Origin of the sequence: Tsukamurella soli, assembly GCF_039541155.1 — a bacterium.
Lineage (GTDB): Bacteria > Actinomycetota > Actinomycetes > Mycobacteriales > Mycobacteriaceae > Tsukamurella > Tsukamurella soli.
In genome coordinates, this window is the sequence record NZ_BAABFR010000130.1 from 1 (window position 1) to 11823 (window position 11823).

Consider the following 11823-nt stretch of genomic DNA (forward strand, 5'->3'; position numbering starts at 1 on the left):
CGATCGGCACGCCCAGCCCGGCCCACGCGGCGACGGTGGCGCGGGCCTCGTCGGCCGACCGCGGCCGGACCACGGCCAGCGGCGTCGTGTACGGCGCCCACTCGGCGTCGTCGTGGGCGTATCCCCCGGTGATGTCGGCGTCGGTGACGATCCGGTCGGCCGGGACGGCGGCGGCCAGTGCGGCGACGACGATGGCCGCGGCCGGGGCGGTGTCAGACATGCGCTTCAGGGTAGGCCGCGCCTCCGGTCGGGAAACTGGCGCACGCCCGCGCGGACTGCTACGCCCGCCACTGACAAACATGTGCACCGTTCCGTCGGCCGACCGACCGACGGAACGGTGCACATGTTGGTCAATCGGCGACCGACGGAACGGTGCACATGGTGGTCAACCGGCGACCGACGGAACGGTGCACATGGTGGTCAACTACGGACCAGTGCGGCCGCCTTCGCGTCCGCGATGAACCGGTCGACATCCTCGTCGGTGTGCAGGCCTAGGATCGGCGCGGGCTCGGACAGCAGCCCGAACAGGGCAGCGCCCACCGCGTCGTCCTCCTGCGCCGCCGGGAACAGCTTGCCCGCGACGAACGCGTAGTCGGGGTCGCCGAGGAAGAGGCGGGTGACCTCCGCCGCGGCGTGCCCCCGGGCGTCCCAGTGGTCGTCGAACTGCTCGGCGATCCAGTCCTCGGTGAAGTCCGTGCCGCGGGCGACGATCGCCGCCACGAGCGCGGCCGCCTGGATGATGCCGGTCTGCGCGCCCTGCCCGGCGATCGGGTCGAAGGCGAGGACGGTGTCGCCGATCGCCGCCACCGGCCGCCCGGATGCAGTGTGCCCGACCGGCTTCCGTACCGTCGGTGTCACCGCGCCGCGCAGCCACGACCGCTGGTCCTCCTCGATGACGGTCAGCTTCTCGATCTCGGGCAGGTCCTCGGGGTAGTAGTCGCGGTACAGCTCGGTGACCACCTCGAGCGCGCTCGCGGCATCGGTCACCGAGTCGAACCGCTCGACCCACGGGCTGCCCGGCCTGGCGAAGCCCAGAAAGCTCCACGACGCCCCGATGTCCTTGTGCCAGTACGGTCCGATCCACAGCTCGCCGTGCTCGGCGTGCAGGTTGAAGACGTTGTGCGTGCCGCCGCCCCGGTGCGCGAACACCTCCGGCCCGTGGCCCAGGCCGGCGAACGCGGCGGCCAGCAGCTCGCGCTGCGGCTCGCGGTACACGGTGCGGTCCTCATCGACGGGGAACAGCTCGACCAGGCCGCCCTTGCCGGTCGCGAGCAGCGTGAGGTCGTGGTCCGCGGCGATCGCGTCGAGGTCGCCGACGGTGACGGGCTGCACGACGAAGGCGCCACCCGCGCGCACGAACTCCGTGAGTCGGTCGTGGGCGCGCAGCCGCACGTCGACACCCGCTGCCGTGTAATGGAAGTCGGGGTCGAAGTCGAGCAGGGTGGTCAGCTCGCCCGGCTCGCCGGAGACCAAGCGGGTGGCCATGCCCAGCGACACCGGCGCGTCTGCGTAGGACTCGCCGATCAGATCGATGTCCACGTCGCGCGACCGGCCGAACAGCACGGCCGTACCGGTCGCGGGCACCGCGTCCCGAAGGTCCTCGATGCTGCGGTCGCTGTACAGGGTGACGTCGACGCCGTGGCGCTGCAGCGCGAGCGCGGTGGTCGCGCCGACGATGCCGGCGCCGACGATCGCGACTCGGATGGGGTTGGTCATGAGTATGCCTTCCGTGGGCTGGGGGAGTCGGGTGCGATCGGTGGTCACTGCGGCCGGCGGCCGGCGCTCCACGCGAACGGGAGCTCGGTGCCGTTGAGTACGTAGTCACCGATGGCACGGGTCTTGTAGATGACGGGGTTGTGCACGGCGAGCGTGCGGGCGTTGCGCCAGTGTCGGTCGAGGCGCAGGTCGGCGGCCACGATGGAGGCACCGCCCACGTCGAACAGGCGGCTGGTCGCCGCGAGTACCAGGTCGATCACGGTGACCTGTGCCTGCGCGGCGGCGAGTTCGGCCTCGGTCAGCCGGTCCGCGTGTTCGGTGCGATCGTCGAGCACCGCGTCGAGGACATCGGCCACGGCGAGTACGGCCGCGCGTGCGGTGAATGCCGCGCTCGACAGCCCGCCGATCACCTGCTGCACCAGCGGGTCGTGCCGGGGCAGGTCGGCGACGGCGTGCGTGTACGAGCGGGTGCGCGCCCGGACCCAGTCGGCGACGTCGTCGGTGGCGCGCTGCGCGATGCCGGCGAGGCCGGCCAGCTGGACGAGCTGCAGGAAGGAGGTGACGTAGGTGGCGCCGGGAACCCCGTAGCCGGGGCCGACGACCCGCTCCGCGGGGACGACGACGTCGGTGAACGTGGTGGTACCGCTGGCGGTGAGGCGCTGCCCGAAGCCGTCCCAGTCGTCGATGCGCTCGACGCCGGGCGCCTCCGCGTCGACCAGGACGGTGACCCGTTCGCCGTCCAGGTCCGCCGCGACCACGATGATCCCCGCGTAGAGCGTGCCGGTCGAGTAGGCCTTGACGCCGTTGAGGCGGTACCCGCCGGCGCCGTCGGCGGTGAGCACGGTGCGGTACCGGTCGACCGCGCCCACCCCGGGTTCGGTGATCGCGTTGCCGGCGATCAGCCCGCCGGCCACGGCGCGGAGCCAGCCGTCACCGTCGTCCGACTTCGCGAGCCGCTGGTCCTCGACGAAGCTGAAGTGCACGCGCAGCGCCTGCGGCAGGTTGGAGTCGGCGGCCGCCAGATCGATGAGCAGCGAGAAGAACTCGCGCAGCGTGACGTCGGAGCCGCCGAACTCGGTGGGCACCCGCAGCGAGGTGAACCCCGAGTCGCGGAGCAGGGCGACCGCGTCGAAGGCGAGCTCACGGTCGCGCTCGCGGGCCACGGCGCCGGCGGCGATCTCGTCGAACACCGGACGGAAGCGTTCGGCGAGCGGCGTATCGGAATCGGGCCGGGTCAATGAGGTGGTCATGCCGTACGACTGTGGCGTCCGGTGGCGCGATTGGCGATGGTTACGCGCGCCATGAGTCCTGGTCCGCGAACACTAGAATCCACTGCCGTGGGTGCAGCGGGAACGGCCGAGGGCAGGCGGCGGGAAGCCGGGGCGACGGTGGTGCCGCGCCTGCAGAAGGTCGAGGTGGCCTTCCGCGCCGCACTGGTCCTGGCCGTGTGCGCGGCGGTGCTCGACGCGACCGGGCACCTGAACCTGCTGCTGTACGCGATGTTCGGGGCGTTCACCGCCGTCTACGGCAGCAACGAGCGATACCGGATACGCGCCCGCACCGTCACCGTCGGCGGCGTGAGCATCCTGGCCTGTGTGGGCGCCGGCCTGCTGTTGAGCGGGGCCCCGCACGTGCAGTTGCTCCTCGCCGTGGCCGTGATGCTGGTCCCGGCGTGCCTGCTGATCGCGGTCTTCCAACTGCTGCCACCGCAGCCGATGTTCCACACCATCGCGCTCACCGTGTGCGCGGTGGTACCCGTCGCCGGCGACGGCGGGCTGCGGTTCGGCGTCGCGGCTGCCGCAGCGGCACTGTCGTGGGTGGTCACGATGTCGGGGTGGATCGTGCGCCGGTTCGCGCCCGAGGACGCACACGGCCCGGTCGCGGACGTCGCGCTCAAGCAGTTACGTCGAGCGCCGATCGTCGACGTGGCGGCCGTGCGGGAGCCGCAGGTCTGGTGGACGATCCTGCGGGACATCGTCGGGGTGGTGGCCGCCGGCGCGATCGCATACGCCGTCCACGGTGGCCGACCGTACTGGGCGATGGTCGCGGCGATCTCGGTGCTGCCGGTGACCAAGGCGCCGGACCGTCTCGTGCGGGCGCTCGAGCGCATCGGCGGCACCCTGGTCGGGGTGCTCGTCGTGGGCGCGGTGCTGGCGATGCACTGGCCGCGCGCGGCCCTGGTGGTGCTGGTCGTGGTGTGCCAGTTCTTCATCGAGTCGACCGTGCTGAAGAGGTACGCCGTGGCCACGACGTTCATCACGACCATGGTCCTGTGCAGTCTGTCGTTCGTCGTGCCGGTCGCGCACCCGCTGCTCGTCGAACGTCTGGTGGAGACGATCATCGGATCCGCCGTGGCGGTGGTGCTCATGCTGGGCACGCAGTGGATCAGAGAACGGCGGTCGGGCGCGCCCGGGTGAGTTACGCTTCGGCCGTGCTCGAGCGCCCGCCGTGCGTGTCCGACCTGGCCGACCCACGCCGGAAACCGTCCGACGGCCGCGCGCCCCGCCTGCGGATGCTCACCGCCGCGGCCCTGACCGCCGCTGCCGTCTTCGCGGTCTTCGGCGTGCTGCAGCTGGTGGTGGGCCGGGGCTTCTGGTACATCGGATTCGTCAACATCGCTGCGGCGGCCCTGTTCGTCCTGGTCCCGCGCCTCTACCGGTTGGGCGAGCTGGTCGCGCCGTGGACCTTCATCGCGGTGGCGTACGGGTCGTTGACCCTCGTCTGCGCGGTCGTCGGGACCGGTGCCGGGCTCCAGCTGTACTTTCTCGCCGCCGCCGCGTGCGGCGTGGTCGTGCTCGGGATCGAGCGGGGGCGGGACGCGGTGTCGGCCGCCGCACTCGGCATCGCACTGCTGATAACGCTGCAGCTGACGGTGCCGAACGACACCGGCACGCAGCCCGCGTGGATGCTCACGGTGAGTTTCGTCGTCAACGCGATCGTGGCCGGTGGGTTGGCGGTCGGGATCGTCTGGTTCGGGCTGCGCCAGGTGGCGGCCGCCGAGGCGGACCTGGAGCGGCAGTACGAGCGCTCGGAGGCGCTGCTCAACAACATCCTGCCGAGCGGTGTCGTCGACCGCCTCAAGGCGTCGGGTGGCGCCGTTATCGCGGACAGATACGACGACGCGTCCGTCCTCATGGCCGACATCGCCGGGTACACCGAGCGCGCAAGCGGCGAGACGGCGACCGAGCTCGTGGCCTTCCTCAACGAGCTCTACGGCCGGCTCGACGCCCTGGTGGCGCAGCACGGCCTGGAGAAGATCAAGACCAGCGGCGACTCGTACATGGTGGTCAGCGGGGTGCCGCAGCCGCGGCCGGATCACCTGGCGGCCATGGCCGGGCTGGCCCTGGCGCTCGCGGACACGGTCGCGGAGTTCCGCGACCCGGCGGGCGCTCCCGTCCCGCTGCGGATCGGAGTCGCGAGCGGCCCGGTGGTCGCCGGGGTCATCGGCACGCAGCGGTTCTTCTACGACGTGTGGGGCGATGCGGTCAACGTCGCGTCACGGATGGAGTCGACTGCGCCGGTCGGCCGGATCCAGGTACCGTCGGGTGTCGCCGAGCAGCTGCAGAGCGATTTCGTGCTCGAGGACCGCGGCTTGGTCGATGTCAAGGGCAAGGGCGTCATGCATACCTGGTTCCTGGTGGCGCGGGTCCCCGGTCAAAGGTCGTCGAGCCGGGCCAGGTAGGTCGCGCCGCGCGCCGCTCCTATCGACCTCGGATGACGAGATCGGCGCAGATCTGCAGATGGCCCGCGTGTTGCGCCAGCTCGCGCAGGATGTGTAGCAGCACGAACTCGGGAGTCGCCGTTGCCGTGTCGCGGCGGGTCGTGCCGGTCGCGGCCCGGCCCCGGATGCCGTCCGTCCGCGCGGCCGCAGCCCACCCGGGCAGCCGGGTGCGCGCCCGGAGCAGGAGCTCGCGGGCCTGCTCGACGGTCCCGCGTGCGCGGAACTCCGCGTCGCGGTCGCGGGGGATCGCCTCCCCGGCAGCGAACGAGCCGCCCCAGTAGCCGATCATGCCGTCGATATGGGTCACCAGCGCGAACACGGAGTTGACGCCGGGCGCATCGGGCACAGCGTTGACGGTGTGATCGTCGCAGCGTTCCAGGACGACGGCGATCGCGTCGAACACCTCTGCGGTGACGGTGTCGAACGCGTCGAGGAGCGGATCAGGCGAGGTCACGCGCGTACCCCCCGACGGTGTCGATCATCCGGTCGAAGAAGGCTGCGGGGTCGGTGGCGACCGCGATCCGCGCGTTGTCGGGCCTTCCCCACATGTGCCGGTGGTCGGCCACGGTGGTGCCCCGGGTGAGACTCCCGGTCAGCTCCACGTCCACCGGAGCGTCCAGCAGCGTCGCGACGGTCGGGTCGACGGCGACGGCGGCGGCGAACGGGTCGTGCATGTGCGCGATGTACCCGCTGTCGTGCTCCCGGTGGAACTCGAAGTAGAAGCGCACCGCGTCGGTGAACGCCCGCACGAGCGGGTTGCTCGCGACGGACCGGCCGCCGTCCGGGTCGTCGGCCGACAGTGCCTCCGCCGGCGTGCTACCCGCGGCATCGGCCAGGCGCAACAGGTGATCCGGGGTCATCTCGACGGTCTCGGTGAGATCGAGCGGGCACAGGATGGGAAGCGCCACACCGGTGCCCGCGAGCTCCTCGTAGGCGTGCAATACCTCATGCCAGGCCTCGGGGTCCACCGCCACGTTCCACTCGGAGGTCGGCGTCGTGTTGCCGGCATGGTGGAATGCGCCGCCCATCAACACCAGACGACGCAGCCGCGCCGGGATGCCGGGATCGCCGCGGATCGCGAGCGCGAGGTTGGTGGCGGGACCGGTCACCAGGCCGACCACCTCACCGGGGTGGGCGCGGGTGATCTCGGACCACGCCTGGGCGGCGGTGCGATGCGACTCGGCCCGGCGTGGGGTCGGTAGTTCCGCGTACCCGACACCGAGGGGCCCGTGCGTGTCCTCGGTGGTCATCAGTGGCGTCGCGAGCGGAGCGTCGGCGCCGAGACACACCTCGAGGTCGTCCCGGCCGACCAGCTCGAGCCAGCCCAGATTGTTCTGGGAGACCTGCTGAGCCGGAACGTTTCCCGCAGTCGACAGCACAGCCAGGAGGGTCACCTCCGGATGGGCGAGAAGGTAGAGCAGCGCGAGCGAGTCGTCGATCCCTGTGTCGCAGTCGAACAGAACCTTGGGCATGGTCGAAATGATAGGGCCGCGAGTGGGCTGCGGCCCGTGGCCTACTCGACCGGATACTGTGACCGCGTGATCGACCACCCCTCCACGCTGTACATCTTCCCGCACGCGGGCGGCTCGGCCCGGTACTACGTCCCGCTCGCGCGGGCGCTGCCGTCCGGTCTCAAACCCGTGGCGGTGCAGTATCCGGGCCGCCGCGGCACGCACGACGTGGCGGGCCTCGCAGGCATCGCCGACCTCGCCGAGGCCGTGTACGGGCGGCTCGCCGCCGCGGCCCCCGCCGAGGGCGGCATCGCACTGTTCGGCCACAGCATGGGATCGCTGGTCGCGTTCGAGGTCGCACGCCGTTTCGAGGCGGCCGGGCGATCGGTTGCCCAGCTGTTCGTCTCTGCGTGCGCTGCACCGGGAAGGGCCGGCTTCGACGATGTACCGGATACCGACCGTGGGTTGTTGGAGGCGGTGACGCGGCTGACCGGCGCGGGGCCGGAGCTACTCGAGAACGACGAGTTCGCGGCGCGGATCCTGCCCACTTTGCGCGGGTTCAAGGCGATCACGGATTACTCGTGCCCGCCCGACGCGACGGTGCGCTGCCCGATCCAGGCGTACTACGCCGACACCGACCAGATCGCCACGTACGACCAGGTGAGTGCGTGGTCCGAGCGGACTGGGGCGGCGTTCGGCATTCGTTCGTTTCCGGGACATCACTTCTACTTCGAGGACGACGCCGATCAACTCGCGTCCGATATCGAGCGCGTCCTGACCACGCCACACTGACCGAATCCACAGGTTGTGATTTCTATCCAGCCAGCTCATCGTCAATTGGCAGAATTCGCACCGAAGAGCAATGACGCGGGTTGTCGTATCCGCTATTTACGTCGGAGAGCAAACTATCTATGCTCGTGGCCGGACGGCTGGCGGGGCATCAGGTCCGCACGTCTACCCGAGTTATTAGCAGGTCAGTGCGTGTCTCGACGCATCCTGTCATGACCGGTAATGCACACCCCTGTATCTGGGATGCAGGTTGTGAATGGTGTCGCTGGGTTGTTGTAGCCGATCTCAGTCATTCACCTCAGCATTGTTTATCCGCAGGTTGCTGTTAGCAGGAAATACCGGGTGCGACGCTGTGAATCGACGTGGACACCCCCGGTGGGGGGTGTTACTGTCGGCCGCACCGTGAGGGCCGATCGGAAATCCGTGTTCGCCCAGCCATTTTCTGATGGTCTCCTGAAGGGTTGTGTTTTCAAGTGTCTGACGACGTCTCCATTCCCGAGATCCTCGAGCGCCGAGCACGGCTCGAGCCGAACGGGGCCGCCTACACATTCGTCGACTACGACGTCGATCCGGCGGGCTACGCCGAGACGCTGACCTGGTCCCAGATGCATCAGCGGGCCACCGTCGTGGCGGGGGAGCTACGCCGGGTCGGCACCGTGGGGGACCGGGTCGCGATCATCGCGCCGCAGAGCATGGACTATGTAGTCGCCTTCCTCGGGATCCTGGAGGCCGGCATGGTGGCGGTGCCGCTCTCGGTGCCGCTGTTCGGCGCCCACGACGAGCGGACCTCGGTTGTGCTGCGGGACTGCGACCCGGCCGCTCTGGTCACCACGTCGGCCGCCGTCGACGCCGTCATGCCGTCGGTCGCCGCGGTCCCGGGCGCGCGGATCGCCGTGATCGAGGTGGATGCGCTGGACCTCGATGCGCCGCCGGCGCCGTACACCACGGTGCGTTCCGCATCCGATCTCGCGCTGCTGCAATACACCTCGGGCTCGACGGGAACGCCGTCGGGCGTCGCGGTGACCCACGGCAACATCGTGGCCAACATCGAACAGGTTGCGACCGATCAGTTCTCGGACTTCGGTGGCACACCGCCCGTTGATACGACGCTCGTGTCGTGGTTGCCGTTCTTCCACGATCTCGGGCTGATGCTCGGGATCATGGCGCCGGTGGGCACCGGCCGTCACGCTGTGCTCACGAGCCCGATCTCCTTCCTGCAGAAGCCCTCCCGCTGGATCCGGCTGCTCGCCGACTACCCGTGTGCCCATTCGGCGGCGCCCAACTTCGCGTTCGAGCTCGCCGCGCGCCGGACCTCGGACGCCGATCTCGAGGGCCTGTCGCTCGCCGGCGTCCACGCCGTGATGAACGCCGCCGAACGGGTCCAGGTCGGAACCGTCGAGCGGTTCAACGAGCGGTTCGCCCCCTACGGCTTCACCCCGGGCATGCACATGGCCGGCTACGGCCTCGCCGAGGCGACTCTCTATGTCGCCTCGGTCGCACCGCGCACGGAGCTGCCGATCGCGCGATTCGACTACGAGAAGCTCGCCGCCGGCTACGCGTTGCGGCTGGACACGACTGCCGCCGCCCACGCCGACGCAGCCCAGGCGACCGACAGCGACGCGACCGGCTCGCTGCTGGTCGGCCTCGGCCCGCAGCGCATCACCACCTTCCGCGTCGTCGACCCGGAGACCGGCCGCGAGTGCCCCGACGATCGGGTCGGGGAGATCTGGGTGCACGGACCGAACGTCGCCGCAGGGTACTGGCGTAACCCGACCCGCACGGAGGAGACCTTCGGCGGCCGCATCGTCGCTCCGTCCGAGGGCACCCCGGAGGGGCCGTGGATGCGGACCGGCGACCTGGCGGTCATGTCGGAGGGCTCGCTCTACATCGTCGGCCGCATCAAGGACCTGATCATCGTCGACGGCCGCAACCACTATCCCGACGACATCGAGCAGACGGTGTCCGCGTGCACGGGCGCCCGGACCGCCGCCGTGTCGGTGGCCGGCCAGGACACCGAGGAACTCGTGGTGATCGCCGAGCTGCGTCGGCTCCCGGCCGACGCCGCCGCCGTCGCCGAGCGGGTGGCGCAGGTGCGGCGCGACGTGACTGCCGCGATCGCGCGGCAGCACAGCCTGCGAGTCGCGGACGTCGTGCTGGTGCCGCAGGGTGCCATCCCGATCACGACCAGCGGCAAGACCCGGCGCCGCGAGAGCGCCGCCATCTATCGGGCCGGCGGCTTCGACCGCCTCGGGACGGCGGAATGACCGAGGCCGCGGGCAGGGCGGGCGTCACCGAGGAGCAGCTGCGCGCGTGGCTGGTCGACTACCTGATCGCCCAGATAGGCTGCGCGGCAGACCAGGTCGATGCAGATGCCCCGCTACGCGACCTCGGCGTCGGCTCGACCGACGCACTGGTGCTCTCCGGGGAGTTGTCCGAGTTGCTCGGTCGCCCGGTGTCGGCCGTCGAGTTCTGGGAGTACCCCACGATCGACGTCCTCGCCGCCGGGCTCGCCTCCGGTCACGACGCTTCGAGCACCCCGGAGCCGGCCGCGGCCGCCTCGACTCCGTCGGGCGCTGCGACCGGCGACGGGGCCGACCCGATCGCCGTCATCGGTCTCGGCTGCCGGCTCCCCGGCGACGTCGAAGGCCCGGACCGGTACTGGGACTTCCTGAGTGCCGGTGGCTGCGCGATCGGCGAGGTGCCGGACGACCGCTGGCCGCAGTTCGTTCGCGACGCCGGGTCGGCCGCGGCCCTCGCGACGACCACCAGGTGGGGCGCGTTCCTGCGCGACGTCGCCGAGTTCGACGCCGACTTCTTCGGCGTGTCGCCCAACGAGGCGGAGCGGATGGACCCGCAGCAGCGGCTGCTGCTCGAGGTCACGGAGGAGACCCTCGCCCATGCGGGCATCGCACCGGAATCGCTGCGGCACACCAGAACCGGCGTCTTCGTCGGGGCCTCGCTGAGCGAGTACGGGTATCTGGTCGGCAGCGAGCTGGGCCGTGTGGACGGCTGGTCGGGCACCGGCGGCGCGCTGAGCATCATCGCCAACCGTGTCTCGTACCACTACGATCTGCGCGGGCCGTCGCTCACCGTCGACACCGCGTGCTCGTCGTCGCTCGTCGCGATCCACCTCGCGTGCCGCAGCCTCCGCTCGGGGGAGTCGACCCTCGCGATGGCCGGCGGCGTCAACCTGATGCTCGGACCCGCCGTGACCCGGAGCTTCGACGAGCTCGGCGGCATGTCGCCGAGCGGCCGGTGTCACTCGTTCGATGCGGCCGCCGACGGCTATGTCCGCGGTGAGGGCTGCGGTGTCGTGCTCCTCAAGCGGCTCGCCGACGCGGAGCGCGACGGTGACCGCGTACTCGCCGTGGTGCGCGGCTCGGCCGTCAACCAGGACGGCCGGTCCAACGGCCTCATGGCCCCCAATCCCGCGGCCCAGGTCGCGGTGCTCCGCGCCGCGTATTCCGACGCCGCCATCCCGCCGCGCGACGTCGACTACGTCGAGACGCACGGCACCGGGACCCTGCTCGGTGACCCGATCGAGGCGCGCGCGCTCGGCACCGTCCTCGGCCGGGGGCGCCCGGCCGCCGATCCGCTGCTGCTCGGCGCCGTGAAGTCGAACCTCGGTCACCTCGAGGCGGCGGCCGGCGTCGCCGGCTTCATCAAGGCCGTCCTGGCCGTGCAGCGCGGCCGGATCCCGGCCAACCTCGGCTTCGCGAACCCCAACCCGCACATCGCCTTCGACGCGCAGCGCCTCGCCGTGATCGCGGAGCCCACGGCCTGGCCGCAGCGGCCGCATCCGCGCCGGGCGGGCGTGTCCGGCTTCGGCTTCGGCGGTACCAACGCGCACGTCGTGATCGAGCAGGCCCCGGTGCCGGCCGCGGCGACTCTCCGCGACGCGCCGCGCGACACGTCGCCCGCCGTCACGTCGCTCGTCGTCACCGGTCAGTCGCCGGAGCGCGTGGCGGCGTGGTCCGCCACGCTCGCCGACTGGCTCGACGGCGGTGCCGGCGCGGGGGTTCCCCTGCGCGAGATCGCGCATGCGCTCGACTTCCACAGCCCGCGTTCCGGGCGGTTCGGCGTGGTATGCGCGCGCGACCGCGCGAAGTCGGATCGTAGCCATGTCGTTCTGTGAGCCAAGGAGTT

8 protein-coding genes and 1 pseudogene are annotated in these 11823 nt (G+C 71.0%); 4 read left to right on the top strand and 5 right to left on the bottom strand.

Translation table 11 applies throughout. The features are described 5' to 3' along the window. The 3 genes and pseudogenes from ABD908_RS24360 to ABD908_RS24370 all read right to left on the bottom strand — a co-directional run. A pseudogene (locus ABD908_RS24360) lies at window positions 1-220 on the bottom strand (FAD-binding oxidoreductase); the annotation flags it as partial. A 200-nt stretch (window positions 221-420) separates the two neighbouring features. Continuing rightward, window positions 421-1716, bottom strand: coding sequence for an FAD-dependent oxidoreductase (locus tag ABD908_RS24365; RefSeq protein WP_345000937.1), 1296 nt, complete (start codon window positions 1714-1716; stop codon window positions 421-423). A gap of 44 nt (window positions 1717-1760) precedes the next feature. Beyond that, window positions 1761-2966 (bottom strand): acyl-CoA dehydrogenase family protein, encoded by a 1206-nt coding sequence (locus tag ABD908_RS24370; RefSeq protein ID WP_345000940.1) that lies wholly within the window; start codon window positions 2964-2966, stop codon window positions 1761-1763. 87 nt (window positions 2967-3053) lie between these two features. Here ABD908_RS24370 and ABD908_RS24375 point away from each other — a divergent pair, with 87 nt between their 5' ends. Both ABD908_RS24375 and ABD908_RS24380 read left to right on the top strand, forming a co-directional pair. Beyond that, window positions 3054-4133, top strand: a complete 1080-nt coding sequence (locus ABD908_RS24375; RefSeq protein ID WP_345000942.1) for an FUSC family protein — start codon at window positions 3054-3056, stop codon at window positions 4131-4133. 14 nt (window positions 4134-4147) lie between these two features. Beyond that, on the top strand, window positions 4148-5398 hold the full coding sequence (locus ABD908_RS24380; protein ID WP_345000944.1) for an adenylate/guanylate cyclase domain-containing protein: 1251 nt from the start codon (window positions 4148-4150) through the stop codon (window positions 5396-5398). Window positions 5399-5417: 19 nt separating this feature from the next. Here ABD908_RS24380 and ABD908_RS24385 read toward each other — a convergent pair whose 3' ends face one another. After that, window positions 5418-5891: a DinB family protein gene (locus ABD908_RS24385; protein WP_345000946.1), complete on the bottom strand. Its 474-nt coding sequence runs from the start codon at window positions 5889-5891 to the stop codon at window positions 5418-5420. After that, complete coding sequence (locus ABD908_RS24390) at window positions 5878-6909, bottom strand: nucleoside hydrolase (protein WP_345000948.1); 1032 nt, start codon at window positions 6907-6909, stop codon at window positions 5878-5880. The genes ABD908_RS24385 and ABD908_RS24390 overlap by 14 nt, the downstream gene beginning before the upstream one ends. Window positions 6910-6975: 66 nt before the next feature. Here ABD908_RS24390 and ABD908_RS24395 point away from each other — a divergent pair, with 66 nt between their 5' ends. Continuing rightward, a complete protein-coding gene (locus ABD908_RS24395; protein WP_345000950.1) occupies window positions 6976-7680 on the top strand; it encodes a thioesterase II family protein in 705 nt (234 codons plus the stop codon). 470 nt (window positions 7681-8150) lie between these two features. Continuing rightward, window positions 8151-9941: a fatty-acid--AMP ligase gene (locus tag ABD908_RS24400; RefSeq protein WP_345000952.1), complete on the top strand. Its 1791-nt coding sequence runs from the start codon at window positions 8151-8153 to the stop codon at window positions 9939-9941. Window positions 9942-11823: the final 1882 nt, after the last annotated feature.

What these genes read in the sequence shown, in the direction of transcription:
- ABD908_RS24365 (WP_345000937.1), bottom strand. Translation starts at nt 1,716, where the DNA reads ATGACCAACCCCATCCGAGTCGCGATCGTCGGCGCCGGCATCGTCGGC.
- ABD908_RS24370 (WP_345000940.1), bottom strand. Translation starts at nt 2,966, where the DNA reads ATGACCACCTCATTGACCCGGCCCGATTCCGATACGCCGCTCGCCGAA.
- ABD908_RS24390 (WP_345000948.1), bottom strand. Translation starts at nt 6,909, where the DNA reads ATGCCCAAGGTTCTGTTCGACTGCGACACAGGGATCGACGACTCGCTC.